Raw genomic sequence first — 26012 nt, 5'->3', positions numbered from 1 at the left:
ACGGGGGTGTGGCGGACCGTGCCGCCCCGGGCGGGGGTGCGGTTGGATGGCGCGGTGCACGCCTTAACCGACCGCGCGGCGACCGCGCTCGCCGATCCCGACCTGCCGTGGGCCGCGTGCCGGGGGGAGCTGGCCGCGGTGGTCGCCGGTCTCTCGGAGCTGGTCCTGGCCGGTCCCGGGGCGCGGGTGGTGGCGCAGGAGCTGGCGGAACTGCTGGTGGGGGCGGTGCCCGCGCACCGGGTGCACCGGGCGGAGCTGGTGGAACTGGTCGACCGGGTGGTGGACCTGCACGTGGTGGCGTGCGCGGACGACCCGCCGCCGCCGGCGGAGCTGGCGCGGTGGCTGCTGCACCTGCAGACCGGGTTCGCCGAGCCGCCGGAGGTGCGGCTCGCGCCGTACGCGGCGGTGTTGGGCGGGGAGGGCCTGGCGCTGTACCGGTCGTCGGCGGTGGAGCGGTTCGAGCGGTTGCCGGTGATCGGGTTCGGGCGGACCGGCCGCTACGACCGGGAGCGGTGGGCGCTGCTGCGGGTGGTGGAGGAGCTGGCCGAGCACACCGGTGACGTGGACCTGCAGGTGCTGGTGCTGGCGCGGGACCTGTCGTCGGGGTGGCACTACCTGCAGGTGGCGACGGTGCTGAGCGACGCGGGCCGTGCCGACGAGGCGGTGGGCTGGGTGGAGCGGGGCCTGACCGCGACGGGCGGGCGGGGCGCGGCGGGGCGGCTGGCGGACCTGGGCGTGGAGGAGTGCCTGCGGGCGGGGTGGGCGGAGCGCGCGGTGGGGTTGCGGCTGCGCGTGCTGCTGGAGAACCCGACGCGGGAGGCGTGGCGGCGGCTGCGGTCGCTGGCGGCGGGCACGGTGGGGTGGCCGGGGGTGCGGGAGCGCGCGGTGGCCGCGCTGGCGGACCGGGACGGCGGCCTGCCGTCGTGGGCGCACGACGCCGGCTGACCCCGGCCCTCTCGGGTCGGGGAGGTCAGTAGCCGGGTGGGCGGCGGTCGGCCCAGGGGCGGGCGCGTTCGAGCTGCCCGGCGGCGGTGAGGACGGTGGTCTCGGTGGCGCCGACGAGCTGCACGGCCAGCGGCAGCCCGGTGCGGGTGTGCCCGGCGGGGACGGCGGCGGCCGGGGTGCCGGTGATGTTCCACAGCGGCAGGAACGCGGTCATCCGGGCGGCGGCGAGCAGGGCGGCGACGGTGGGGCGGCGGTCCCACTCCCCGACGCGCAGCGGCGGCCGGGTGAGCACGGGGGTCAGCAGCAGGTCGTGGACGTCGAACAGGCGCGCGGCGCGGCGGGTGAGGTCGTCCTGCTGGGCGAGCGCGGCGCGCACGGCGGCGCGGGGCAGCGCCCGGCCCAGGGCGCCGACGGCGCGGGTGCGGCGGTCGAGCCGGTCGGGTCGGTCCAGCCGGGCCTGCGCGGTGGCGGCGACGTGCAGGTAGCGGGCGGCGAACCCGGCGGAGCCGCTGCCGGCGCGCAGGTCGGGGTCGGTGCGGGTGACGTCGTGGCCGAGGTCTGCGAGCAGGCCGGCGGTGTCGAGGACGGCGTCGCGGACCTCGGGGTCGACGGGGATGGCGGTGCCCCAGGGGCGCAGGGACACCGCGACGCGCAGGGCGCGGGTGTCGGCGACGGCGCGGGTGTGGCCGTGGCCGGGCGCGAGGACGTCGAGCAGCAGGGCGGCGTCGCGGACGTGGCGGGTGACGGGGCCGGCGACGACGAGCCCGCCCCAGGTGTCGTGGCCGGTGTCGAGGGTGACGTGGTCGCGGCGGGGCTTGAGGCCGAACAGGCCGGTGCAGGCGGCGGGGATGCGCACGGAGCCGGCGCCGTCGGTGCCCACGGCGGCGCCGACGAGCCCGGCGGCCACGGCGGCGGCGGACCCGCCGCTGGACCCGCCGGGCGAGTGGTCGGGGGACCAGGGGTTGCGGGTGGGGCCGGCCCAGGTGGACTCGGTGTGCGGCCACAGGCCCAGTTCGGGCATGCGGGTGCGGCCGAGCAGGACGGCGCCGGCGTCGCGCAGGCGGGACACGACGGTGCTGTCGGCGGGCGCGACGGTCTCGACGGCGGCGGTGCCGCCGGTGGTGGGCAGCCCGGCGACGGCGAGGTCCTCCTTGACCGCGACGGGCACGCCGAGCAGCGGCGCGTGCTCGCCCCGGGCCAGGCGGGCGTCGGCGCGGTCGGCGTCGGCCAGCGCCCGGTCGGCGAACACGGCGCGGAAGGCGTTGAGGTGCCGGTCGTGGCGGTCGATGCGGCGCAGGCACTCGGCGACGAGGTCGCGGGCGGTGAGCGCGCCGGAGCGCAGCAGTTCGGCTTGGCCCGCGGCGCCGGCGTAGCACGCGTCGGTCAGGTCCATGGGCCGAACCCTAGGGCAGCGGCCGGCGGGTGATCCGCGCAGGCGCGCGGTGGTGGTGCGCGGTGGAGGTGCGGTACGGGCGGCGGCGCGGGCCGGGGGAGGCGCGGTGCGGTGTCCACGTCCGCGGGGGCGGTGCTCGGGCCGGCGGCGGGTCCGCGCGGCGGTCCGCAGGCGGCGACCGGGCGTACGTCCCCCGACGCGGGCGGTGCGGGCATGATCGTGGGTATGTCCTCGTGGCTGTTGCCGGTCGCCGTGGCGCTGGTCGTGGTGTGGGTGGGTGTGCGGCACGCGCGGATGGCGCGCGCCGACGCGTTGTTGGCCGAGCACGCGCGCAGGCGCGTGGGCCCGGAGGCGGTACCGCCGTCCCCGGTGTCGGTGTGGCGGGAGGCCAACCGGCTGTTCCGGGCGGGTGACGCGGAAGGGCTGCTGCTGCTCGCGGAGATCGGCCGGCAGGTGCCGCGGCGGCGGCAGGACGTGGTGGACGCGTGGGTGGCGGCGTTGCGCGGCGGGGTGGCCCGGGGGTTGGACGCGGACTGGCGGCGGCGGGTGCAGGGGGAGCTGGTGGCGCACCTGCGGCCGGGCGGGGACTTCTGGCCGGGGATGCAGGTGGTGGCGCCGGGGGCGATCCTGGTGGACCTCGACCTGTCGGGGTGCCGGGTGGGGCGGGTGGACCTGGCGGGCGCGGTGTTCGTGGGCGACGCGCGGTTCACGGCGATGACGGTGACGGGCGACGCGAACTTCGCCGACGCGCGGTTCCTGCGGCACGCGGTGTTCACCGACGCGCTGTTCGCCCGGTCGGTGTCGTTCGCGCTGGCGGTGTTCGCGGGCAACGTGTCGCTGCGCTCGGCGCAGGTGGTGGAGGGGCTGGTGGCGGCGCGGGCGAAGGTGTCGGGCCGGGCGGACTTCTCGGGGGCGGAGGTCAACGGCCCGGCGGACTTCCGGCACGTGCTGTTCGGCGGGCGGGCGTTGTTCACCGACGCGGTGTTCCAGCAGGACGCGCGGTTCGGGCACGCCTGGTTCCGGGGCCGCACGGACGTCGGGTCGGCGTTGATCGGCGGGGAGGCGGAGTTCGAGCACGCCCGGTTCGGCCGGCGCGTGCTGCCCACCTGAGGGGTCAGCGGGCGCCGTCGCCGGGGGTGTCGCCGGGGGTGCCGGCGCGGTGGGCGGCGACGTGGACGCGGTTGGCGCAGCGGGTGGTGCAGTAGCGGCGGCGGCCGTTGCGGGAGGTGTCGACGTAGACGACCGCGCAGCCGGGTCGGGCGCAGCGGCCCAGGCGGCCGGGGTCCTCGCAGACGACGTGGGCGAGCCCGGCTGCGGTGAAGGCGCGCACGCGGTCGGGGGTGGGCGCGTCCTCGGGGGCGAAGTGCAGGTGCGGCGGGCGGTCGTCGTGGGTGGAGACGTAGGGCCTGGCGGCGGCTTCGGCGAGCAGGGCGTTGACCAGGGCGACCCGGTCGGGGGTGTGGTCGAAGACGGGGGAGAGGCGGGCGGCCCAGCGGGTCAGCTCGCGGGCCTGGCGGGCGTCGAGGGCCCCGAGGGGTTTGTAGCCCTGCTCGCGCAGCAGCTCCAGCAGGGTCGCGGCGTCCGGGCCGGGCGCGTCGGGGCGCGGGTCGGCGGCGACGGTGTTGACCAGGGCCGCGGCGAGTTGCGCCGCCGTCCCGCCGTAAGGGTTGAAATGCACTGAACCATGACATCACGCTGGGGGCGTGAACACCAGATGCCCCGGTTGCGGGTGGCCCAGCACCGACCCCGTCCACCCCGTCTCCACCCACGGCCGGGTGCGCTACGTGCGGTGCGTGTGCGGGTTGTGGCTGGTGGTGGAGTCGGGCCGGGTGGTGGCCGCCGCCGGGGCGGCCGACGAGGTCGGCTAGGGTCCCCTGCCCATGGGAGGGCGTCGGGACCTGCTGTGCGACTGCGCGATCTCGGTGCTGGCCGCCGAGGGCGGTCGCGGGTTGACCCACCGCGCGGTGGACCGGGCGGCGGGGGTGCCGCAGGGCACGACGAAGAACTACTTCCCCACCCGCGACGCGCTGCTGCGGGCGGCGGCGGCGCGGATGGCGTCGCTGCACGCCGAGGCGGTGGGCCGGCTGCGTGACACGACACCGCGCGACATCTCCCCGGCCGAGGTCGCCGAGCTGTACCCGGCGCTGCTGCGCCGCGCGGTGGTGGAGGACCCCACGCAGCTGCTGGCGATGGCGGAGCTGTACCTGGAGGCGGTGCGCCGGCCGGGGGTGCGCGAGGCGCTGGGGAGCATGGCGGTGTCCAACGCCGAGGCGTCGGCGTCGCTGCACGCCGCGGCGGGGCTGCCGAGCACGGCGCGCGACGCGGGCCTGCTCGACGCCTACTTCCTGGGGGTCGCGGTGTCGGTGCTGGCGCTGCCGGCGGAGGCGTTGCGGCGGGTGGGGCTGGACGACCCCTACGCCCTGGGCCTGGGCCTGTTCCGGGCCGCCGTCCCGGGCGGGCCGGGCTCAGTCGACGGGGACGAGCCGGTGGACCCCGGTGACGACGACCGCGGCGGGCGCGGTGGGGGCCGCGCCGCAGCTGACGGGACGGGCGGTTAGCTCGCGGGTGGCGACGGTGACGCGCCAGGCACGGCCGTCGTCGTGCCGCACGGTGGCCTCGTCGGGCGTCTCGTGCGCGACGTGCAGGACGTCGCGGTGCTCGCCGGTGCGTTCGCGCACGGCCAGTTCGGCGACCTGGCCCGCGGGGCCGTGGGCGGAACGGCCCCGGCAGCGGTCGACCACGACGTGCCCGTCGGCGGCGCGGTCGAGCAGCAGGCGCGCGAAGTCGGCGTCGAGGCGGCCGTAGGCGTAACCGGTGGGCAGCAGCACCGCGGTGGGCGCGAAGCGGTGCCCGCCGGTGTGGGTGCACTCCCACACCGCCTCGCCGCGCTCGGCGGCCAGCTCGTGCGCCAGCGGGCGGCCGAGCAGGGCGCAGCAGGCGTCGCGGCGGCTGTTGGCGCACACCAGCAGCACGGGGTGCGCGGCGGGCTCGCCGAACCCGGTGTCCTCGCCGCGGCCCAGCGCGCCGAGATCCAGGTCGAGCAGCTCGGCGGGGTCGGCGACGAGCCCGGCGCGCAGCCGGGACGCGCCGGGGGCGGTGGCGGCGAGGTAGACCCGGCGCGGCGCGCCCGCGACGTCGGTGTGGCGGCCGGGACGGCGGATGAGCAGGACGCGCACGCCGGTGTCGGCGGCGCGGCGGGCGAGTTCGGCGCCGAGCGCGGGGTCGAGCCGGCTCTGGGTGAGCGCGTCGCGGCCCCACGGGCCGGGTTGCTCCAGGGCCAGCCACGCGGTGGCCGCGGCGGCGGTGCCCGCCTGGGGGTCGTCGAGGGTCGCGGAGATCGCGGCGCAACGGGGCTCGGTCACCCTGTAAGGGTGCCCTTATCCGGCCGTTCGAGTGACGCCGGCCCCCACCTTCACTCCTACGGGACGAACCGGTCACGCACGGTAGGTGTTCGCGGGTGGTGGACACCCCTGCCGCCGCCCACCCCACCCCACTAGCGTCACCCCATGGCGATCACGCACACAGCCACCGGGACCGCGTTCACGGTGCTCCCGCCACCGACTCCCACCGGACGCGTGGTACTGGTCTGGCACCTGCTGGGCGAACCCGGCACCCCCGAAGCCATGGCCGCCACCCTGCCCCTGCACGCCGTGCCCGCCTGGCGCGTCTACCCCGCGCTGCCCGTCCCCGACACCGCCATGGCCGTGCACCGCTACACGACACTGGTGCGGACCGCCGCCGACGCGGTACCCGACGTCCTGGCCGCCCTGCCCGACTGGGACGGCACCCCCGTCGACGTCGTGGGCGGCTCCGCCGGCGGACACGTCGCCCTGCTGACCGCCGTGCGCGCCACCACACCCGTGCGCCGCATCGCCGTGGTCAACCCCGCCGTCACCGTGCCCGCCGTGGTGGCCGCCTCCATCGACGCCGGCGCACTGGAGCACCACGAGTGGACCGACCGGGAGAAGGCCGCCGCCGACCCCCTCGACGTCCTCGCCCACGCCGACCGGATCACCGCCCCCCTCCTGGTCGTGCGCGGCCAACACGAGTACCCGGCGTTCCGACCCGTCCAGGACGCCCTGGTCGCCGCCGTGCCCGGCGCCCGACTGGTCGAGGTACCGGGCCTGGCCCACATGCTGGTCGACCACGCCGACGAGGTCGGCCGGGAGGTGACCGGATGGCTGGCCTGATCGTCGTCACCGGCGGCAGCCGGGGGATCGGCGCGGCCGTGGTGCGCCGCGCCGCCGCCGACGGACACCGGGTCGTACTGGGCTACCGGGTCGAACACGACACCGCACACGCCCTCGCCGACGAGGTCGGCGGCCTGGCCGTGCGCGCCGACGTCTCCGACGAACACGACGTCGACCGCCTCTTCGACACCGCCGCCACCCTCGGCCAGGTCACCGGCGTCGTCGTCAACGCCGGCATCACCAGCCCCGCCGGCCCCCTCGCCGACCTGCGCACCGAAGACCTGCGCCGCGTCGTCGACGTCAACGTCGTCGGCGCCCTGCTGTGCGCGCGCCGCGCCGCCCGCGACCTCACCCGCGGCGGGTCCATCGTGTCGCTCTCCTCGGCCGCCGCCACCCTCGGTAGCCCGGGGGAGTACGTCCACTACGCCGCCAGCAAGGCCGCCGTCGACGCCATGACCATCGGCCTGGCCAAGGAACTCGGCCCACGCGGCATCCGGGTCAACGCCGTCGCCGCCGGCACCGTGCGCACCGACATCCACCGACTGTCCGACATGCCCGACCGCCCCGACCGGGTCGCCCCCGCCATCCCGCTGCGCCGCCCCGGCGAACCCGAGGAGATCGCCGAGGCGGTGGCCTGGCTGCTCTCGGACGCCGCCTCCTTCACGACCGGGGCCGTCCTGCGGGTCGCCGGGGGACTGTGACCACCACACCACCCCCACCACCGCCGCACCCCGGAGGAACCGCACGCGTGCCCGACCCCCACGACCTCGTCAGGTCCGCCACCACCCCCACCCCCGTACCCCTCGTCCCCGAGATCACCCTGCACACCGCCGACGACGTCATCGCCCTCTGGCACGCCACCGGCACCCCCGAACCACCCTTCTGGGGCTTCCCCTGGGCCGGCGGCCAAGCCCTCGCCCGCCACGTCCTCGACCACCCCCACCTCGTCGCCGGCCGCCACGTCCTCGACCTCGCCTGCGGCTCCGGCCTCGTCGCCATCGCCGCCGCCCTCGCCGGCGCTCGCGTCACCGCCAACGACATCGACCCCCTCGCCGCCGCGGCCACCACCCTCAACGCCACCGCCAACCACGTCACCCTCACCACCGGCACCGACGACCTCCTCGACACCCGCCCCGACATCGACGTCGTCCTCGCCGGCGACGTCTTCTACGACCGCGACATGGCCACCCGCTTCACCCACTTCCTCCTCGCCGCCCACCACCGCGGCGCCCTCGTCCTCGCCGGCGACCCCCAACGCAGCTTCACCCCGAAGAACTGGACCCGACTGGCCACCTACGACGTCCCCGTCTCACCCGACCTCGAAGGCGTCGCCGTCAAGACCACCGGCGTCTGGAGCCCCGCACCACCCGCCTGACCCCACCGGAGCAACGGCACACAAGAAATAACAGCGCTGTTACATTGGGGGAGTGGAGCAACCCAACTTCCTCGGCACCCGCCTGCGACACCTCCTCGACCAACTCGACGGAGACCTCGCCCGCGTCTACACCGACCTCGGCCTACCGGGCTTCCGCCCCCGCTACACACCCGTCATCCGCATCATCGCCGCCCACGGCCCCCAAGCCATCCGCGACCTCGCCACCACCATCGGCGTCACCCACTCCGCCATCAGCCAGACCGTCAACCAGATGCACCGCGACGGCCTCGTCGAACTCCACCCCGGCGACGACGCCCGCCACCGCATCGTCCACCTCACCGACCACGCCACAGCCATCCTCCCCACCCTCGACGCCGAGTGGCACGCCACCACCGCCGCCGCCCGCCAACTCGACGCCGAACTCCCGCACCCCCTCAGCGACCTCGTCGACGCCGCCCTCCACGCCCTGCGCCAACGCCCCATGCGCGACCGCGTCCACGACCACCTCCACCCCCCTCACGAGCCGTAAAGCGCCACCAACTCACGCCCCAACCGCCCCAACTCCGCCCGCACACCCCCCGACTCCACCACCTCCACCGCACCACCCCACCCCGCCAACACCTGCGCCACCATCAGGGGAGTGGCCGCACCCACCCGCAACCGCACCCGACCACCCACCTCACCCACCACCTCGCAATGCCGCCCGAACTGATCCGCCAACACCCCCGCGAACCGCCCCTCCACCTCCACCACCGCCGAACACACCGACCGCCGCGCCTCCACCTCCGACACCACCTCACCCCACACCGACGACAACTCGAACCCCGCCGGCCGCACGAACCGCCCCTCCACCACCTCCACCGACACCACCCGATCCACCCGGAACGTCCGCCGACCACCCTCCGTACCCGCCACCAGGTACCAGACCTCGTCCTTGTCCACGAGCCCCCACGGCTCCACCACCCGCTCCGACCGACCCCCACGACCCCCGTACACCAACCGCACCCGCCGACACCCCACCACCGCCTCCTGCAACACCCCCAACCACACCGGCCGCTCCCGCACCACCCCACCCCACGCCGCCGCGTCCACCACCACCGCCTCCACCGCCACCCGCGCGTCCTCCCGGAACGGCTCCGGCAACGCACCCACCAACTTCCGCACCGCACCCCGCACCCGCGCCGACATCCCCGCCACCGGCCCCAACAACAGGAACAACGCCCGCGCCTCCACCGACGTCAACCCGCTCAAGTCCGTCCGCGCACGCCCCACCAACCGCCACCCACCACCACGCCCCGGCTGCGCGTACACCGGCACACCCGCCGACGACAACGCCTCCAGATCACGCCGCGCCGTCGCCACCGACACCTCCAACTCGGCCGCCAACTCCGCCGCCGTCACCCGCTCCCGCGCCTGCAACACCAACAGGGCAGCCACCAACCGATCCGCACGCACCAACCGATCCTCCCGCGAAAAGTGCTCACAACGTGAGCACTTCACCCCGCCACCCTGTACCCGACACACGAACGACAGGGGAGTAGGACATGCTTCGCGGACTCACCACCACCAGCTTCTTCGCCGCCGACCTCGACGCCGCCGCGGCCTGGTACACCGAACTCCTCGGCACCGAGCCCTACTTCCGCGTCCCCGGCGGCTACCTCGAATGGCGCATCGGCGACTACCAGCACGAGTTCGGCATCGTCAACAGCGCCTACGCGCCGCACGACGTCACCGACGCACCCGCCGGCGCCATCGCGTACTGGGCCGTCGACGACCTCGACGCCACCCTCACCCGCCTCACCGAACTCGGCGCCCGCCCGCACCACCCGCCGACCGTGCGCGGGGAGGGCTTCGTGACCGCCAGCGTGCTCGACCCGTTCGGCAACGTCCTGGGCATCATGACCAACGCGCACTACTTCGAGGTGCTGGGGCGGTTTGAGGGGGCGGGGAAGCGACCCTGACGACTTACTTAACATAATGTAAATTATCGGCGTTGCGGAACGGCTGGTGAGAGGGCCCCGGACGAGGACCGTCCACACCGGCCGGACGCACGTCGACCGACGCACGCACGCACCGTGCACCGAACACCGCCGGCCGACCGTCGCCCGCGCCGAACGCCGCTGAGCGCCACCCAACGCCGCCACAGGCCGACACTCGCAGCGAGGGGTCGAGCCCGGGGCCTCGGGAGGCGTTCGACGGCGAAGCCCGACCGGCCCGGCACACCACCCACAAAACGTCACAGTGACGGATCAACGGTGGTGTGCCGGGCCGGGGCCGGTCGATGGCCGTCGTCGCCGAACCCGCCGACCCGTGGTGATCATCGACCGGGCCGACCCGCCCGCCTCGGCCTCGTGGTCTCGCCGGGCCAGATCGCCCTGGCCCGGCGGCGTCGGCACGCGGTCGCGTGCGCGCACACCGTCGACAACGCGCATCGGAGGGCCCGGCGCGGCCGGCGGAAGGTTGCCGGAAGGGGCATCCCCCGATCGCGGCCCAGCCCCTTCCGGACCAGTAAATGATGGATAATCGCCATTATCCATCAAAACGGAGTTATCGCTGAGACCGGCAGCAAGCGGACGAAACGCCCAACGCCTCGAACCTCCCGCCCTGCTACCGAACCTCCGGGGATGACGCCGAACCTCCGCCCTGCCGCTGACTTCCGGGGTGACGTCTCTACCTTCTCGGCCGTCCTGGGCGTCCTGTCCCCTCTCACCCGCCCCTGCCCGAGGACCGCCGGCCCTCTCCCCTGCGCGGGTCGTCGGGCGACGCGCCCGCTCCCCCGTTCAGGCCGTGCCGGTCGGTTTTGTCGGTGGGGTGCGGTAGGAAGATCGACATGCGTGTTCTCGCCGCTCAGGAGCAGTTCTTCCTCGCTCGTCGTCCTCGGAAGGACTCGCCGCACACGACTGCCGCCTACCGGCGTGACCTGGCGGGGGTGACGGTGTTGTTGGCGGAGGTGGTGTCGCGGCCGGTGGCGGAGTTGGTGATCGAGGACTTGTCGGCGGGGAACCTGCGGGTGGCGTTCGGGGTGTTCGCGGATTCGCACGCGAAGTCGTCGGTGTTGCGGGCGTGGTCGACGTGGAACCAGTTCTTGACGTTCTGCGTGGCGGAGGACTTGGTGCCGGGGAACCCGATGGGTGCGGTGGCGCGGCCGAAGACGCCGCCGTTGGTGCCGAAGCCGTTGCGGGGTGAGGACACGCCGGAGCGGTTGTTGACGGCGGTGGCGGAGGGGGCGCGGAAGGGGCGTGATCCGTGGCCGGAGCGGGATGTGCTGGTGTTGGCGTTGGGGTTGGTGGCGGGATTGCGGTCGGCGGAGATGCGGACGTTGACGTTGGCGTCGGTGGTGGGTCGGCCGGGTGAGCGGCGGTTGCACGTGGCGGGTAAGGGGAACCGGGATCGGTCGGTGCCGATCGAGCCGGCGATGGATCGGGTGATCGAGGAGTACCTGGTGTCGTGTCGTCGGCGTTTTCCGCAGGGGCGGTTCGACCGGGGGTCGGCGTTGGTGCGGGATCGGCATGGTGAGCCGATCGGGCGTGGTGGGTTGGAGTACTTGGTGCGGTCGTGCTTCCGGTGGGCGGGGTTGCACGATCGGGTGCCGTCGGGGGCGAACTTGCACGCGTTGCGCCACACGTTCGCGACGCGGTTGGCGGAGGACGGTGCGTCGGCGTCGGAGATCATGGCGTTGTTGGGTCATGCGTCGTTGGCGACGTCGCAGAACTACATCGAGGCGACGGCGCGGGAGCGGCGTGCGGCGGCGGCGGGTAATCGGACGTACGTGTCGTTGGGGCGGTTGCCGCGGCGGGATTAGTGGTGGGGTGCTTCTCCCCCGGTCTGCCGGGGTTTTCGTTGCGGGATTGTTAGGTCGTTCGGGTGCGGTGTTGGTGCGGACCGGGGTGGTGCGGGAAGTCTTCTCGTATGAGGTCCGTGTGGCGTGGGGCGATCTCCTTCGGGTTGGTGACGATCGGTGTGCGGATGTACGCCGCGACGGAGGAGCACGACTTCCGGTTCCACCAGGTGCACCGGGAGGACGGTGGGCGCATCCGGTACCGGCGGGTGTGCGAGGTGTGCGGCGAGGAGGTCGCGTACGCCGATGTGGCGAAGGGGTACGAGCTGGAGGACGGTCGTCTGGTGGTGATGGGTGACGAGGATTTCGACAAGTTGCCGGTCAACACGGATCACGCGATCGACGTGGTGGAGTTCGTGCCGGTGGAGGAGGTCGATCCGATCTTCTTCCAGAAGGTCTACTACTTGGAGCCGGACAAGGCGGCGTTGCGTCCGTACGTGCTCTTGCGGATGGCTTTGGAGCGCAGTGGGCAGCTCGCGGTCGTGAAGATCACCATTCGTCAGCGGGAGACGTTGGCGGTGGTGCGGGCGCGGGGCGGGTTGCTGGTGATGCACACGATGTTGTGGCCGGATGAGATCCGGGAGCCGGGTTTCGAGTTCGTGGATTCGGATGTGTCGGTGCGTCCGCAGGAGTTGACGATGGCGGCGTCGTTGGTGGAGTCGATGGCGGGGTCGTTCGACCCGGCTGGTTTCACGGACGACTACACGGATGCGATGCGGCGGTTGATCGAGGCGAAGGCGGAGGGTGCGGAGTTGCCGGAGCGGCCGGAGTCGGTGGATTCCGGTGAGGTGATCGACCTGATGACGGCGTTGGAGCGCAGTGTGGAGGCGGCGCGGTCGTCTCGGGGTGGTCGGTCGGCGGGGCGGAAGCCGGCGGCGGGAGAGTCCGCGGCGGGGAAGTCTGGGGGGAAGGAGCCCGCGGTGAAGAAGTCCGCGGCGGCGGGTGGGTCGGCGGGTGGTCGGAAGCCGGCGGCGAAGAAGGCTCCGGCGAAGAAGGCGAAGCCCGCCTGAGGCGCGGGGGCGCGCATGGGTGGGGACCTGTCGGAGTACCGGGGCAAGCGGGTCGCGGGGCGGACGCCGGAGCCGGTGCCGGCCGAGGGCGTGGTGGTGCCGGTCGGTGGTGACGACACGTTCGTGATCCAGGAGCACCACGCGTCGGCGTTGCACTGGGACGTGCGGTTGGAGCGGGGCGGGGTGCTGGTGTCGTGGGCGGTGCCCAAGGGGTTGCCGTCGGAGCCGGGTGCGGTGCGGTTGGCGGTGCGCACGGAGGATCACCCGGTGGAGTACGCGTCGTTCTCGGGGGTGATCCCGAGGGGCGAGTACGGGGCGGGGCGGGTGGTGGTGTGGGACCGGGGTCGCTACGAGGTGGTGTCGTGGTCGGACCGCGAGGTGGACGTGGTGCTGCACGGGTCGCGGGTGGAGGGCGGGTTCGTGTTCTTCCGGTCGTCGTCGGGTGGGCGGGACTGGATGGTGCGGCGGCGGCACGGGGCGGCGCGGCCGGGGTGGGTGGCGTTGCCGGAGGCGCTGGTGCCGATGTCGGCGACGCCGGCGCGGGAGTTGCCGTCGCCGGGGTCGCGGTGGGCGTTCGAGTTCAAGTGGGACGGGGTGCGGGTCCTGGCGCGGGTGCAGGGCGGTCGGGTGCGGTTGGTGTCGCGGTTGGGCAACGACGTGACGGCGACGTACCCGGAGTTGCAGGGGTTGGGTGCGCAGTTGGGTGCGACCGAGGTGGTGTTGGACGGCGAGGTCGTGGCGTTGGCGGGTGGGCGGCCGAGTTTCGCGGCGTTGCAGCGGCGGATGCACGCGAACGGGGCGCAGGCGCGGCGGTTGGCGGGTGGGGTGCCGGTGACGTACCTGGTGTTCGACGTGCTGCACCTGGACGGGGCGTCGACGGTGGGGTTGCCGTACTCGCGGCGGCGGGAGCTGTTGGAGGGGTTGGGGTTGGGGGGTGCCCGGTGGGCGGTGCCGCCGTCGTTCCCGGGTGAGGGTGCGGCGGTGTTGGCGGCGTCGCGGGAGCGGGGGTTGGAGGGGGTGGTGGCGAAGCGGCTGGATTCGCGGTACGTGCCGGGTGTGCGGTCGCCGCAGTGGGTGAAGGTGACGGCGGTGGCGACGCAGGAGGTGGTGGTCGGGGGGTGGCGGCCGGGTGGGGGGAAGCGCGCGGGGGTGGTGGGGTCGTTGTTGCTGGGGGTGTGGGACGGGTCGGGGTTGGTGTTCGCGGGGTCGGTGGGGACGGGGTTCGACCGGGCGGAGCTGGAGGGGTTGACGCGGCGGTTGCGGGCGTCGGAGGTGGGGCGGTCGCCGTTCGCGGCGACGTCGGCGGGGGTGTCGGGGGTGCCGAGGGCGCGGGCTCGGGGTGCGCGGTGGGTGCGGCCGGAGTTGGTGGGCGAGGTGGCGCACCGGGGGTGGACGGCGGACGGGCGGTTGCGGTTCGCGGTGTGGCGGGGGTTGCGGTCGGACAAGGTGCCCGGGGAGGTGCGTCGTGTCGACGTCTGAGGCGGTGGTGCTGGTGGAGGGGCGTCGGGTGGGGCTGACGAACCTGGACAAGGTGCTGTACCCGGGGGTGGGGTTCACGAAGGCGGAGGTGGTCGACTACTACGCGCGGGTGGCGCCGGTGTTGTTGCCGCACGTGCGGGATCGGCCGGTGACGGTGCGGCGGTTCCCGGACGGGGTGGGTGGCAGGTCGTTCTTCGAGAAGAACGTGCCGTCGCACGCGCCGGAGTGGGTGCGCACGGTGCGGGTGCCGACGCCGGGGTCGGCGAAGGGGGCGGAGTTCGCGGACTTCGTGGTGGTGGACGGGTTGGCGACGTTGGTGTGGTTGGCGAACCTGGCGGCGTTGGAGTTGCACGTGCCGCAGTGGGTGGTGGGTGCGCGGGGTGCGCGCCGCTCCCCCGACCTGGTGGTGTTCGACCTGGACCCGGGTGAGCCGGCGACGGTGGTGGAGTGCTGCCGGGTGGCGTGCCGGGTGCGGGAGGTGTTGGAGGGGGACGGTCTGGTGGCGCGGGTGAAGACGTCGGGGTCGAAGGGGTTGCAGGTGTACGCGTCGGTGCGGGTGTCGTCGCCGGAGCGGACGTCGCGGTACGCGAGGTCGGTGGCGTTGCGGTTGGCGGAGGAGTCGCCGGACGAGGTGGTGTGGCGGATGACGAGGTCGTTGCGGCCGGGGCGGGTGTTGGTGGACTGGTCGCAGAACAACCCGGGGAAGACGACGGTGGCGCCGTACTCGTTGCGGGCGCGGGAGGTGCCGTCGGTGTCGACGCCGGTGTCGTGGGCGGAGGTGGAGGGGTGTCGGTCGCCGGGTGACCTGGTGTTCCTGGCGGAGGAGGTGCTGGAGCGGGTGGCGGCGGACGGGGACCTGTTCGCGGTGGGTGGTGCGGGGCGGTTGCCGCGGTGACGAGGGGGTGGGGTGTGGGTCTGTCGGAGGAGGAGATCCGGGCGGCGTTCGTGGGTGGTGCGCCGCGGTTGGACGGTCGGGTGACGTTGGTGGCGTACGACCCGGCGTGGCCGGGGTTGTACGCGCGGGAGGTGGCGCGGGTCCGGGGCGCGTTGGGTGACGCGGTGGTGCGGGTGCGGCACGTGGGGTCGACGTCGGTGCCGGGGTTGGCGGCGAAGCCGGTGGTGGACGTGGTGCTGGAGGTGGCGGACTCGGCGGACGAGTCGTCGTACGCGCCGGCGTTGGAGGCGGTGGGGTACGTGTTGGTGGTCCGGGAGCCGGGGTGGTTCGAGCACCGGATGTTCAAGGGGCCGGACACCAACGTGAACCTGCACGTGCACACGGCGGGTGATCCGGAGGTGGCGCGGGTGGTGGCGTTCCGGGACCGGTTGCGGGCGTCGGCGGCGGACCGGGAGTTGTACGAGTCGGTGAAGCGGGAGTTGGCGGCGCGGGAGTGGGCGTACGTGCAGCAGTACGCGGACGCCAAGGCCGGGGTGATCGCGGAGATCCTGGGTCGCGCCTGACCCCCGCTCCCCCGGTGGTGTCGCCGTGGTGGTGTGTCGGTCGTCCCCCGGTGGTGTGGGTGGAGTGGCGGCGCGGGTGGGTGGTGGTGCGGAAGAATCCGGCGGGTGCGGTTCGGTGTGCTCGGTCCGATGCTGGTGAGGCGCGCGGACGGGACGCCGGTCCCGGTCGGGGGCGTGCGGTTGCGGGCGTTGTTGGCGGTGCTGCTGGTGGACGCGGGCCGGGTGGTGGGGTTGTCGCGGGTGGGCGAGGCCCTGTACGGGCAGCACCCGCCGGCGGGGGTGGTCAACGCGGTCCAGTCGCAGGTGTCGCGGTTGCGGGCGGTGCTGGACGTGGCGGTGGAGCGTTCCCCGGGCGGGTACCGGCTGGTGGTGGACCCGTGGGAGGTCGACGCGCTGCGGTTCGAGGAGCTGGTGGCGCGGGGGCGGCCGGGTGAGGCGTTGGCGTTGTGGCGCGGTCCGGCGTTGTGCGACGTGGGTGACGCGCCGTTCGCGGCGGTGGCGGCGGCCCGGTGGGAGGAGCTGCGGCTGCGGGCGGTGGAGGAGCACGACGCGGTGCCGGTGGGTGTGGTGCGGGAGTTGGTGGCGGCGCACCCGACGCGGGAGCGGTTGGTGGCGCGGTTGGTGCGGGCGTTGCACCGGGAGGGGCGTCGGGCGGAGGCGTTGGAGGTCTTCGCGGGGGCGCGGCGGGTGTTGGCCGAGGAGTTGGGGGTGGACCCCTCCCCCGTGTTGGCGGCGGCGCACGGCGAGGTGCTGCGGGACGAGGCGGCGTCGCCGGGGTCGGGCGGGTCCGGGGTACCGGGAGGGGTGGCGGGTGTCGACGCGGCCGGGTCCGGTGCGGTGCGGTCCGACGCGGTCGGGTCGGGTGGGAGTGGGGTGCGGCACGGGCTGCCGGCGCAGCTGACGAGCTTCGTGGGGCGCGAGGCGGAGTCGGCGCTGGTCGCGGGCGCGTTGGGGTCGTCGCGGTTGGTGACGGTGACGGGTCCGGGCGGGGCGGGCAAGACGCGGTTGGCGGTGGAGGTGGCGGGGGCGGACGCCGGTGAGGTGGTGTTCGTCGACCTGTCGGTGGTCGCGGCGGGTGGTGACGTGCCGGGGGCGATGGCGGCGGCGCTGGGGTTGCGGGAGGGGCCGCCGGGGCCGGGGGGTGCGGTGGCGCGGCTGGTGGCGGCGTTGGCCGAGCGGCGGGTGCTGCTGGTGGTGGACGGCTGTGAGCACGTGGTGGACGACGCGGCGGCGGTGGTGGGGGCGGTGTTGGCGGGGTGCCCGGGGGTGCGGGTGCTGGCGACGTCGCGGGAGGCGTTGGGGATCACCGGCGAGGTGGTGCGGCCGGTGCCGCCGCTGCCGGTGGGCGGGGCGGGGTCGGCGGCGGTGCGGTTGTTCGCGGACCGGGCGGCGGCGGTGAGCCCGGGGTTCCGGGTGGAGCCGGTGCTGGAGGTGGTGGCGGGGATCTGCCGGGCGTTGGACGGGTTGCCGCTGGCGATCGAGCTGGCGGCGGCGCGGGTGCGGTCGTTGCCGGTGGCGGAGGTGGCGGCGCGGTTGGGCGACCGGTTCCGGTTGTTGTCGCGCGGGTCGCGGGCGGCCCCGGCGCGGCACCGGACGCTGCACGCGGTGGTGGAGTGGAGCTGGGGGTTGTTGTCGCCGGCGGAGCGGGTGGTGGCGCGCAGGTTGGCGGTGTTCGCCGACGGGGCGCGGTTGTCCGACGCGGAGGTGGTGTGCGGGGCGGCGTGCCCGGAGGCGCCGGGCGGGCCGGAGGTGGACGAGCTGTTGCCGTCGTTGGTGGAGAAGTCGCTGGTGGAGGTGGTCGGGGACCGTTACCGGATGGTGGAGACGATCCGGGAGTTCTGCGCGGCCCGGTTGGCGGAGGCCGGGGAGGGTGGGGCGGTGCGGCGTGCGCACGCCGAGCACTTCCTGGCGGTGGCGCGGCGGGTGGTGCCGGGGTTGTTCACCGCGGAGCAGGTGGTGTTGCTGCCGGTGCTGGTGGGTGAGCAGGCGAACCTGCGGGCGGCGGTGCGGTGGGGGGCGGTGCACGACCACGCGTTGGCGGTGCGCCTGGCGGCGGAGCTGGGGTGGCCGTACTGGTTGCGGGGGTTGCGCACGGAGGGGGCGCAGTTGGCGGCGGAGGTGGTGGCGGCGGTGGGCGCGGTGGCGCCGCCGGGTGCGGAGGAGGAGCACCTGGTGTGCGTGCTCAACGCCTCGTCGACGGCGGCCGGCGGGGTCGCGGGGGGTGGGGTGCCGGTGGCGGCGGACGGGCGGGGTTTCGCGGGGCCGCCGCGGTTGCCGTTCCTGACGGTGCTGTGGGGCATGGCGTTCGGGGTGGCGTCCTCGGACCCGCCGGTGGTGGCGGCGGCGCGGGAGAACCTGGTGGGGCGTGATCCGTGGAGCCGGGCGCTGGGGCGGTTGGGCGCGGGCATGTACGCGCAGTACGCGGGTGACCTGGAGGGGGCGTGGCGGGAGCACTCGGCGGCGTCGGCGGGGTTCCGGGCGGTGGGTGAGCGGTGGGGCACGGCGTTGTCGGCGGCGCAGTTGGCGGAGGTGGCGTGGGCGCGGGGTCGGGCGGGGGTGGCGGAGGGGTTCCTGGGCGAGGCGTTGGGGTTCTCGCGCGAGCTGGGGGCCAGTGAGCACACGGCGGGTCTGCTGTGCCTGCGGGCGGAGTGGGCGTGCGAGCGGGGTGACGTGGCGGCGGCGTGGGCCGACCTGGAGGAGGCGGTGGTGCTGGCGTGCTCGCAGGGCACGGTGGAGACGGTGGCGGCGGCGCGGTTGGGGATGGCGGAGGTGGCGTTGCTGCGCGGTGACGTGGAGGGGGCGCGCGGGTGGTGCGAGGAGGCGTGGCGGGTGTGCCCGGCGGGCTGGTTCGGGCCGGAGCAGGTGCGCGGGTTCATCCACGTGGCGCGGGCGCGGGTGGCGTTGGCGGCGGGTGAGGTGGGCGGGGCGTTGGGGTGGGTGGTCGAGGCGGTGCGGGCGGCGCGGGCGTGGGGCAACCAGTTGGTGGCGGTGCGGGCGGCGGACGCGCGGGCGCGGGTGGCCGACGCCCGCGCCGGGGCTGTGGCGGGTGAGGCGGAGTTGGCGGCGCTGCTGGTCGGCGCGGGGCGGGTGTTGCGGGGTGCGGGGGGTGCGGTGCCCGACGCGGAGGTGGCGCGGCGGGTGTTGGGCGGGGACTACGGGCGGTGGGTGGCGCGGGGGCGTGCGTTGGACCTCGACGGGGTGCTCGACGTGCTCGACGGGCGGTCTCCGGCGGCGGGGTGAGCGGCTCCCCCGGCTCCCCCGCGTCCGGGTGTCGTGTCCCGGGGTGCGGTCTAGGCTTTCGGGCATGCCGAGGATCGCCACCGCCGACACCGTGTCCCGCGACGAGCTGCTGGAGTTCCTGCGGCCCCGTCACCGGGCGCTGCTGATCACCGCGCGCGGTGACGGCGGCCCGCAGACCTCGCCGGTGACGTGCGGTGTGGACGGGGCGGGCCGGGTGGTGGTGTCGACCTACCCGGGTCGGGCGAAGGTCCGCAACGCCCGCCGCGACCCGCGGGTGAGCCTGTGCGTGCTCTCCGACGACTGGGACGGTCCGTGGGTGCAGGTCGACGGCACCGCGGAGGTGCTCGACCTGCCCGAGGCGCTGGAGCCGCTGGTGGACTACTACCGGTGCATCTCGGGTGAGCACCCGGACTGGGACGAGTACCGCGAGGCGATGCGCCGCCAGGGCAAGTCGCTGATCCGGGTGACCGTCGAACGGTGGGGTCCGGTCGCCACGGGTGGGTTCCCGCCCGAACTGGCCGGCTGAACCGCCCTCGAACGGCCCTCGAACCGGCCTCGAACCGGCCCGGACAGTCACCCTTGTGGGTGAGTTGGGGCTGAGCGTGCACGATTGCGGCGTCGTCTCGGCCGGGTGGCGCGACAGTGGTGGGTCGTGGGGACACCTACCGCGCCTGCGCCACCGCCCGCCCCGACCGCGACCGCCGATCCGCTTCCCGGCGCCGCGGCCGGCGATCCCGGCGACCCGTGCGGCGGTGCGGACGACCCGGGTGCGGACGCGGGTCCCGCGGTCCCGGTGGAGGTGAGGTCGTCGCAGGTCGTGCCCGTGCCGCCGGACGCGGTCCTGGACGCCGCCGTGGCGGGCGACCGGCGCGCGGTCGAGACGCTGCTGGCGCTCGTGCGGCCGTTGGTGGTGCGCTACTGCCGGGCCCGGCTGGGCCGCGGGGAACGCGCCTCCGCCTCCGCCGACGACGTCGCCCAGGAGGTGTGCCTGGGCGTGCTGCGGGCGCTGCCCGCCTACCACGACCGGGGCCGGCCGTTCCTGGCGTTCGTCTACGGCGTCGCCGCGCACAAGGTCGCCGACGCCCACCGCGCGGCGGCCCGCAACCGCTCCGAGCCGGTGGCGCAGGTGCCCGACGACGCCGGCGACGAGCCGGGACCCGAGCAGCGGGCGTTGCGGGGCGAGCTGTCGCTGCGGCTGGGGGCGCTGCTGGGGCTGCTGCCCGCCAAGCAGCGGGAGATCGTGGTGCTGCGCGTGGTGGTGGGCCTGTCGGCGGAGGAGACCGCCGAGGCCGTGGGCTCCACCCCCGGCGCCGTGCGGGTCGCCCAGCACCGGGCCCTGCAACGGCTGCGCCGCACCCTCGGCCGACCCTGACCGCTACCCGCTACTGGCTCCAGGCGCCGCCCCAGCCGGGCGGGTCCTGCAACACCGCGAACACCGAGCCCGACGGGTCGCTCAACGCCGCCACCACCCCGGTGGGCACCGTCGTCGGCGCGATCACCACCGCCCCGCCGCACTCCACGGCCGCCCGGGCGGCCCGCTCGACGTCGGGCACGGCGTAGTAGCACGTCCACCCGCCCCGGCCGCCGGTCAGCCGGCCCGCCACCGGGCGGCGCTCCCCCGCCGGCACGGCGTCGTAGAGGGTGAACGCCGCCCCCGGGTCGCGCACCCGCCACCCCAGCTCGCCGGCCCAGTAGTCGTCCTCGGTGGGCCCCAGGTGCTCCACCCAGCACGGCTCGCCCGGCCGCGGCGCGGGCGCCCACGGGCCGTGCAGCACCCGGCCCAGGTCCACCGCCACGCCGTCGCGCAGCTCGCGCGGCGCCGCGCCCGCGAACACCACCCGCAGCCCCGGCTGCCCGGCGTGCACGCGGGTGGCCAACCGGTCGCCCACCCAGCCGGTGAACGACCCGTCCGGCTCGGCGATGATCACCCACCCCAGCAGGGCGGCGTAGAACTCGGCGACGGGTTCGGGCGCGGGGACGCCCAGTTCGACGCGGCGCACACCGCGCGACGGGCTGGGGACGGTAGCGGGCACGGCGGCGGGTTCCCATCGGGCGGCGGGGCGGAGGACGCGGGAGGCGGAGAACAGGGAGGCGGAGACAGGGGGACGGAGAACAGGGGCGGCGGCGGTGGTCTAGGAGCGCGCCCCATCCTCCGCACCGGCCAGGCGCGGCGACAATGCTCCGTTCGGCGGCTTCGGCCGCGCCGCGAGGACCTGCGCCAGCGGCACGGGACGCCCCAGGTGGAAGCCCTGCCCGACGCGCACCCCCAACCGGGTCAACGCCTCGACCTGCGCCGGCCGCTCCACCCACTCCGCGACCGCCGACAGCCCCAACCCGCGGGCGATCTGCACGATCCCGGCCACCAGCACCGCGTCGGCGCCCCGCTCGTCGATACCGCGCACGAACTCGCCGTCGATCTTGATACCGGTGATGGGCAGGTGCTTGAGGTGCACGAACGACCCGAACCCGGACCCGAAGTCGTCCAGCGTGATGCGGCAGCCGAACGCCCGCAGCTGCAACGCCAGCGCCCGCGCCGCGTCCAGGTTCGTCACCGCCGCCGTCTCGGTGATCTCCAACCCCAACCGGCCCGGCGCGACCCCCGCCGTGGCGAGGCGGTCGAGCACGAACCCGCCGAAGTCCTCGTCCTCCAGGGTGCGGCCCGAGACGTTGACGTTGAACCGCAGCTCCGGGTCCGGGTGGCGCACCAGCGCGTCGATCGCGGTGGACAGCACCCACCGGTCGATGTCGAGCACCAGGTTCGAGCGCTCCGCCTCCGGCAGGAACTCCGCCGGCCCCAGGTGCGGCTCCTGCCCGTCGACCAGGCGCAGCAGCAGCTCGTGGCCCAGCGTGCGGCCCGTCGCCAGCTGCACCATCGGCATCGCGTGCAGCTCCAGCCCGCCGTGGTCCAGCGCCGACCGCAGCCGGTCGAGCACCGACACCCGCTTCGCGGTGTCCGCGTAGTGGCCCGGCTCGTAGACCGTCACCCGGTTGCGGCCCGCGCCCTTCGACGCGTACAGCGCCAGGTCGGCGTTGGCCAGCACCAGCTCCCACGTGTCGCCCGAGCCGTACTCGGCGACCCCCGTGGACACCGTGACGTTGCCCGCCATCCCCACCAGCGGCAGCGCCGCCACCGCGTCGCGCAGCACCTCGGCGACGCGCGAGGCCTCCGCCGGGGCGCACCCCGGCAGCACCACCGCGAACTCGTCGCCGCCGAGCCGGCCGATCAGCTGCCCCGGCTCCAGGCGCGAGCGCAACGCCCCCGCCAGCGCCTTCATCAGCCGGTCCCCGACGGCGTGCCCGCGCAGGTCGTTGACGTCCTTGAAGTTGTCCAGGTCCAGCAGCAGCATCGCCCCGGACCCGCCGGTGGCCAGCTGCCGCTCCAGCTCCCGGGTCACCGCGCGCCGGTTCGCCAGCCCCGTCAGCGGGTCCTGCTCGGCCAGTGCCAGCAGCTCGTCGTGCACGCGGCGCGCGCGGGTGATGTCATGCGCGGTGCCCAGCACCCGCTTCGGGGTCCCGTCGGCGTCGGACTCGATCTCCCCGAAGCACTCGAACCAGCGCTCGGTGGTGCGGTCGGCGAGCATCATGCGGTGGGTGTAGGAGAACCCCGCGCCCGACCGCATCGCCTCCTCCAGCGTCGCCTGGATCATCGCCAGGTCGTCGGGGTGCACCAGCGCCGCGTAGCCGTCGAAGTCGAGCTTCGTGCCGGGCGGGAACCCGAACATCTCCAGCAGCGTGTCCGACCACACCACGCGGTCCTCGGGGACGTGCCACTCCCAGGTGCCCATCCGGCCCAGCACCTGCGCGCGGCGCAGCGCGTCGGCCTCGTGGGTGGCCTCCAGCTCCCGGTCCCGCCACGCCGTCACGTCGACCACCCGGTACAGCAGCTGCCCCTGCCCGCCCAGCGGCTGGCAGGTCACCTCCAGCCACCGGTGACCGCCGCGGTAGGTCGACGGGGTGAGCAGCGCCAGACCCGAGCGCGGCCGGTCGGGCGCGCCGGGCAGCAGCGCCGGCAGGGAACGGCCCACGACCTGCTCCGCGGGCACCCCGAGGACATCGGCCAGCGCCGGGTTCACCCAGGCCAGCACACCGCCGTGATCCGTCACACCGAAACCCACGTCGGCCCGGTCGAGCACCTCGCGGTGCAACGCGCCGTCGCCGTTCACGCGCTCCTCCTCGCCACCCGCGCGCCATGATGGTGGAGATCACCTGCGCCGGGCAAGCCGGGATCGTCCACCCGACGACGAATAGCCCCGCTCGGCGCAGCGCGACCCGCCGCGGCGCGGCCCGCGACAACAGGACCCGGGACGGCGGGCGGCGGAACGGCGGGGGGCGGAACGGCAGGGAGCCGGGCGGCAGGGGAGAGGGCGGGAGGGATCAGCGCAGCCGCTCCAGGCCCCGCGCGGTGTCGACCAGCTCGTCGGCCAACCGCCGCAGCTCCGCACCCGACGCCCCGTCGGCCGCCGCCGTCGCCACGTCCTCCGCCGCGCAGCGCAGCTGGAACAGCCGGTCCTGCAGGTCGGCCAGCTCACCCGAGGACAGCACCACCGCGTCCTCCGGCAACCCGCCCCGCTGCACGGCCGCACGCCGCTCGTAGGCGCGCTGCCGGCACGGCTGCGCGCAGTACCGGCGCGGACGCCCTATCCGGCCGCTGTCGGGCAGGCGGCGCCCGCACCAGGCGCAGTGCCTGGGCTCCTCCCGGCGCGCCGCCACGGACTCGGTCACCAGCTCCACAGCACCAGCTCCATGGCGGCCGACGGTATCCCGCTACCCACCGGTCACCCCCGCGCCACGCCGCCAGGGCAGACTCTGCCGGTGTGACCGCGACCCATCCGTACCTGTCCGGCCCGCACCCCCGGGCCTACGCCCACCGGGGCTGGCACCTGGGCGAACTCGCCGGCATGGAGAACTCGCTCGCCGCGTTCCGCCGCGCCGCCGCCGAGGGCTACCGGTACCTGGAGACCGACGTGCACGCCACCTCCGACGGGGTCGTCGTCGTGCACCACGACAGCACCCTGGACCGCACCACCGACGCCACCGGCCCCGTCGCCGCCCAACCCTGGTCGGCCGTGCGGCGCGCCAACGTCGGCGGCCGCGAACCCGTCACCCGCCTGGAAGACCTCCTGGAGGACCTGCCCGACGCGCTGCTCAACATCGACGTCAAGGCCGACTCCGCCGTCGAGCCCGTCCTCGACGCGCTGCGCCGCACCGACTCCCTGCACCGCGTGTGCCTGGCGTCCTTCTCCGACAAGCGGCTCGCCCGGCTGCGCCGCCTGGGCGGACCGGACCTGATGACCTCCATGGGCCCCCGCTCCGCCGGCGCCCTGTGGGCCGCCGGCCGCGTCCCCCTCGTCGCCCTGCCCGTGCGCGGCCTCATCGCCCAGGTGCCCCGCACCCAGGGCAGGCTCCTCGTCGTCGACGCCCGCTTCGTGCGCGCCGCCCACCGCCGCGGCCTGGAGGTCCACGTCTGGACCGTCGACACCGACACCGCCATGCGCGAGCTGCTCGACCTCGGCGTCGACGGCCTCGTCACCGACCGCCCCGACATCCTGCGCGACGTCCTGCGCGACCGCGGCGCCTGGACCACCTGACCCCCTCGCCGGCCCCGCCACCGCCCCGCCGGTCGCGCACGGTGGCGCGCAGCGGGCGAAAAGGCAACAGGTTGGTGGTGACCGCCACCGACGGGTGGCGCCCGATATACAGTCCGCCCCCATGAGCGTGGCCGACAGCACCGCACCCGCCGTGGACCGCAAGCGGGAACAACGCGGCTGGACCTGGTACGACTGGGCGAACTCGGTGTTCCCCACCTCCGTGGTCACCGTGTTCCTCTCCGGCTACCTCACCGCGGTGGCCAAGGAAGCCGCCATCGCCGACACCGCCCGCAACGGCCCCAACGCCTGCGCCGACGGCTCCCTGAGGCAGTGCGACATCTCCCTGTTCGGCGCCTACTTCCCCGCCGGGTCCCTGTGGGGCTACCTGCTGTCCATCGCCACCGTCGTGCAGGTCGTCGTCCTGCCCGTCATGGGCGCCATCGCCGACCGCACCCAGAACAAGCGCCGCATGCTCGCCGCGCTCGCCTTCACCGGCTCCGCCGCCACCATCGCCCTGTCCACCGTCGGCGGCGACAACTGGCACCTCGGCGTCGCCCTGTTCATCCTCGGCAACATCTGCTACGGCGCCTCCGTCGTCGTCTACTACGCCTTCCTGCCCGAGATCGCCACCCCCGACGAACGCGACGCCGTCTCCTCCCGCGGCTGGGCCTTCGGCTACCTCGGCGGCGGCCTCGCCCTCGCCGTGCAGCTCGCCCTGTTCATCGGCCACGACGCCATCGGCCTGTCCGAGGGCGCCGCCGTCCGCGTCGGGTTCGTCCTCTCCGGCCTGTGGTGGGCCGGGTTCACCCTCATCCCCCTCGCCCGCCTCAAGCGCCACCAGGAACCCCACGGCACCGAGACCGGCGCGGGCGCCATCACCGCCGGCTTTACCGAACTGCGCCAGACCATGCGCCAGGCCCGCATGTTCCCCCTGACCCTGGCGTTCCTGGCCACCTACCTCATCTACACCGACGGCATCGCCACCGTCGCCAACGTCTCCGCCCAGTACGGCCGCGACGAGCTCAAGCTCGACGAGACCGTCCTGATCACCACCATCCTCATCGTGCAGTTCGTCGCCTTCTTCGGCGGACTGCTGCACGGCCGGCTCGCCCGCTCCTGGGGCGCCAAGCGCACCATCATGGTCAGCCTGTGCGTGTGGATCGTGGTCGTCACCGCCGCGTTCTTCGTCCAGGCCGGGCAGCAGTTCCAGTTCTACGGCCTCGCCGCCGGCATCGGCATCGTCCTGGGCGGCACCAACGCCCTGTCCCGCTCGCTGTTCTCCCAGATGATCCCGCCCGGCCGCGAAGCCCAGTACTTCTCCCTCTACGAGGTCGGCGAGCGCTCCACCTCGTGGCTCGGCCCGCTGGTGTTCGCCGGCGTCGGCCAGGCCACCGGCTCCTTCCGGCTCGCGATCGTCTCCCTCGTGGTGTTCTTCGTCCTCGGCTTCGTGCTGATGATCTTCGTGCCGGTGCGCAAGGCCATCACCGCCTCCGGCA

At 74.9% G+C, this 26012-nt stretch carries 26 protein-coding genes; 19 read left to right on the top strand and 7 right to left on the bottom strand.

What is annotated here, in order from left to right:
• Positions 1 to 945 (top strand): hypothetical protein (locus ACR807_RS31270; protein WP_438925057.1); only part of this gene is annotated, 945 nt, incomplete at its 5' end.
• Between the two features lie 25 nt (positions 946 to 970).
• On the opposite strand, the gene ACR807_RS31265 is transcribed toward ACR807_RS31270, so the two are convergent.
• Positions 971 to 2338 carry an amidase family protein gene (locus tag ACR807_RS31265; protein WP_438925056.1) on the bottom strand — a complete coding sequence of 456 codons (1368 nt, stop codon included), beginning with the start codon at positions 2336 to 2338 and terminating at the stop codon, positions 971 to 973.
• A 111-nt stretch (positions 2339 to 2449) separates the two neighbouring features.
• On the opposite strand from ACR807_RS31265, the gene ACR807_RS31260 reads away from it, so the two are divergent.
• Positions 2450 to 3448, top strand: coding sequence for a pentapeptide repeat-containing protein (locus tag ACR807_RS31260; protein ID WP_438925055.1), 999 nt, complete (start codon positions 2450 to 2452; stop codon positions 3446 to 3448).
• Between the two features lie 4 nt (positions 3449 to 3452).
• Here ACR807_RS31260 and ACR807_RS31255 read toward each other — a convergent pair whose 3' ends face one another.
• Positions 3453 to 4016 carry a CGNR zinc finger domain-containing protein gene (locus ACR807_RS31255; protein ID WP_438925054.1) on the bottom strand — a complete coding sequence of 188 codons (564 nt, stop codon included), beginning with the start codon at positions 4014 to 4016 and terminating at the stop codon, positions 3453 to 3455.
• A 25-nt stretch (positions 4017 to 4041) separates the two neighbouring features.
• Here ACR807_RS31255 and ACR807_RS31250 point away from each other — a divergent pair, with 25 nt between their 5' ends.
• Together ACR807_RS31250 and ACR807_RS31245 are read left to right on the top strand one after the other, a co-directional pair.
• Positions 4042 to 4206: a hypothetical protein gene (locus ACR807_RS31250; RefSeq protein WP_438925053.1), complete on the top strand. Its 165-nt coding sequence runs from the start codon at positions 4042 to 4044 to the stop codon at positions 4204 to 4206.
• A 12-nt stretch (positions 4207 to 4218) separates the two neighbouring features.
• Positions 4219 to 4896, top strand: coding sequence for a TetR/AcrR family transcriptional regulator (locus tag ACR807_RS31245; protein WP_438925052.1), 678 nt, complete (start codon positions 4219 to 4221; stop codon positions 4894 to 4896).
• Here ACR807_RS31245 and ACR807_RS31240 read toward each other — a convergent pair.
• Positions 4804 to 5700: a ferredoxin family protein gene (locus ACR807_RS31240; protein ID WP_438925051.1), complete on the bottom strand. Its 897-nt coding sequence runs from the start codon at positions 5698 to 5700 to the stop codon at positions 4804 to 4806. The genes ACR807_RS31245 and ACR807_RS31240 overlap by 93 nt on opposite strands.
• 144 nt (positions 5701 to 5844) lie before the next feature.
• On the opposite strand from ACR807_RS31240, the gene ACR807_RS31235 reads away from it, so the two are divergent.
• Genes ACR807_RS31235 through ACR807_RS31220 form a run of 4 tightly spaced genes read left to right on the top strand, consistent with a single transcriptional unit; the run spans position 5845 to position 8432 of the window.
• Positions 5845 to 6528, top strand: coding sequence for an alpha/beta fold hydrolase (locus ACR807_RS31235; protein ID WP_438925050.1), 684 nt, complete (start codon positions 5845 to 5847; stop codon positions 6526 to 6528).
• A complete protein-coding gene (locus ACR807_RS31230) occupies positions 6516 to 7229 on the top strand; it encodes an SDR family oxidoreductase (RefSeq protein ID WP_438925049.1) in 714 nt (237 codons plus the stop codon). Before ACR807_RS31235 ends, ACR807_RS31230 begins: the two co-directional genes overlap by 13 nt.
• A gap of 47 nt (positions 7230 to 7276) precedes the next feature.
• Positions 7277 to 7903, top strand: coding sequence for a class I SAM-dependent methyltransferase (locus tag ACR807_RS31225; protein WP_438925048.1), 627 nt, complete (start codon positions 7277 to 7279; stop codon positions 7901 to 7903).
• Between the two features lie 52 nt (positions 7904 to 7955).
• Positions 7956 to 8432 carry a MarR family winged helix-turn-helix transcriptional regulator gene (locus ACR807_RS31220; protein WP_438925047.1) on the top strand — a complete coding sequence of 159 codons (477 nt, stop codon included), beginning with the start codon at positions 7956 to 7958 and terminating at the stop codon, positions 8430 to 8432.
• Here ACR807_RS31220 and ACR807_RS31215 read toward each other — a convergent pair.
• Positions 8420 to 9358 (bottom strand): helix-turn-helix transcriptional regulator, encoded by a 939-nt coding sequence (locus ACR807_RS31215; RefSeq protein WP_438925046.1) that lies wholly within the window; start codon positions 9356 to 9358, stop codon positions 8420 to 8422. The two genes, ACR807_RS31220 and ACR807_RS31215, sit on opposite strands and share 13 nt — an antisense overlap.
• An 89-nt stretch (positions 9359 to 9447) precedes the next feature.
• On the opposite strand from ACR807_RS31215, the gene ACR807_RS31210 reads away from it, so the two are divergent.
• The 9 genes from ACR807_RS31210 to shbA all read left to right on the top strand — a co-directional run bounded on the left by ACR807_RS31210 (position 9448) and on the right by shbA (position 20300).
• Entirely contained in the window at positions 9448 to 9864 is a 417-nt protein-coding gene (locus tag ACR807_RS31210) for a VOC family protein (protein ID WP_438925045.1), read from the top strand.
• Between the two features lie 869 nt (positions 9865 to 10733).
• Entirely contained in the window at positions 10734 to 11705 is a 972-nt protein-coding gene (locus tag ACR807_RS31205; protein WP_438925044.1) for a tyrosine-type recombinase/integrase, read from the top strand.
• Between the two features lie 107 nt (positions 11706 to 11812).
• Positions 11813 to 12751, top strand: a complete 939-nt coding sequence (gene ku, locus ACR807_RS31200) for a non-homologous end joining protein Ku (protein WP_438925043.1) — start codon at positions 11813 to 11815, stop codon at positions 12749 to 12751.
• Positions 12752 to 12766: 15 nt separating this feature from the next.
• Positions 12767 to 14230, top strand: coding sequence for a non-homologous end-joining DNA ligase (ligD, locus tag ACR807_RS31195; RefSeq protein WP_438925042.1), 1464 nt, complete (start codon positions 12767 to 12769; stop codon positions 14228 to 14230).
• On the top strand, positions 14217 to 15125 hold the full coding sequence (ligD, locus tag ACR807_RS31190) for a non-homologous end-joining DNA ligase (RefSeq protein ID WP_438925041.1): 909 nt from the start codon (positions 14217 to 14219) through the stop codon (positions 15123 to 15125). The genes ligD (ACR807_RS31195) and ligD (ACR807_RS31190) overlap by 14 nt, the downstream gene beginning before the upstream one ends.
• A 14-nt stretch (positions 15126 to 15139) precedes the next feature.
• Positions 15140 to 15688: a GrpB family protein gene (locus ACR807_RS31185; RefSeq protein WP_438925040.1), complete on the top strand. Its 549-nt coding sequence runs from the start codon at positions 15140 to 15142 to the stop codon at positions 15686 to 15688.
• 129 nt (positions 15689 to 15817) lie between these two features.
• A complete protein-coding gene (locus ACR807_RS31180) occupies positions 15818 to 18928 on the top strand; it encodes an ATP-binding protein (protein ID WP_438925039.1) in 3111 nt (1036 codons plus the stop codon).
• Between the two features lie 64 nt (positions 18929 to 18992).
• Positions 18993 to 19454, top strand: a complete 462-nt coding sequence (locus tag ACR807_RS31175) for a PPOX class F420-dependent oxidoreductase (protein ID WP_438925038.1) — start codon at positions 18993 to 18995, stop codon at positions 19452 to 19454.
• A gap of 291 nt (positions 19455 to 19745) precedes the next feature.
• Positions 19746 to 20300: an RNA polymerase sigma factor ShbA gene (shbA, locus tag ACR807_RS31170; RefSeq protein WP_438925058.1), complete on the top strand. Its 555-nt coding sequence runs from the start codon at positions 19746 to 19748 to the stop codon at positions 20298 to 20300.
• Between the two features lie 10 nt (positions 20301 to 20310).
• Here shbA and ACR807_RS31165 read toward each other — a convergent pair whose 3' ends face one another.
• The 3 genes from ACR807_RS31165 to ACR807_RS31155 form a co-directional block, all read right to left on the bottom strand.
• Positions 20311 to 20961: a VOC family protein gene (locus tag ACR807_RS31165; RefSeq protein ID WP_438925037.1), complete on the bottom strand. Its 651-nt coding sequence runs from the start codon at positions 20959 to 20961 to the stop codon at positions 20311 to 20313.
• Positions 20962 to 21060: 99 nt separating this feature from the next.
• Positions 21061 to 23091 carry a putative bifunctional diguanylate cyclase/phosphodiesterase gene (locus ACR807_RS31160; RefSeq protein WP_438925036.1) on the bottom strand — a complete coding sequence of 677 codons (2031 nt, stop codon included), beginning with the start codon at positions 23089 to 23091 and terminating at the stop codon, positions 21061 to 21063.
• A 211-nt stretch (positions 23092 to 23302) separates the two neighbouring features.
• On the bottom strand, positions 23303 to 23659 hold the full coding sequence (locus ACR807_RS31155; protein ID WP_438925035.1) for a hypothetical protein: 357 nt from the start codon (positions 23657 to 23659) through the stop codon (positions 23303 to 23305).
• 83 nt (positions 23660 to 23742) lie between these two features.
• On the opposite strand from ACR807_RS31155, the gene ACR807_RS31150 reads away from it, so the two are divergent.
• Both ACR807_RS31150 and ACR807_RS31145 read left to right on the top strand, forming a co-directional pair.
• Positions 23743 to 24516: a glycerophosphodiester phosphodiesterase family protein gene (locus ACR807_RS31150; protein WP_438925034.1), complete on the top strand. Its 774-nt coding sequence runs from the start codon at positions 23743 to 23745 to the stop codon at positions 24514 to 24516.
• 121 nt (positions 24517 to 24637) lie between these two features.
• On the top strand, positions 24638 to 26012 hold a 1375-nt coding region (locus ACR807_RS31145), incomplete at its 3' end, for an MFS transporter (RefSeq protein ID WP_438925033.1).

The organism is Saccharothrix sabaoui (assembly GCF_051756985.1).
Classification (GTDB): Bacteria; Actinomycetota; Actinomycetes; order Mycobacteriales; family Pseudonocardiaceae; genus Actinosynnema.
Note: the sequence above shows the minus strand (reverse complement) of the source record. Positions and strands in the feature narration are given on the sequence as shown.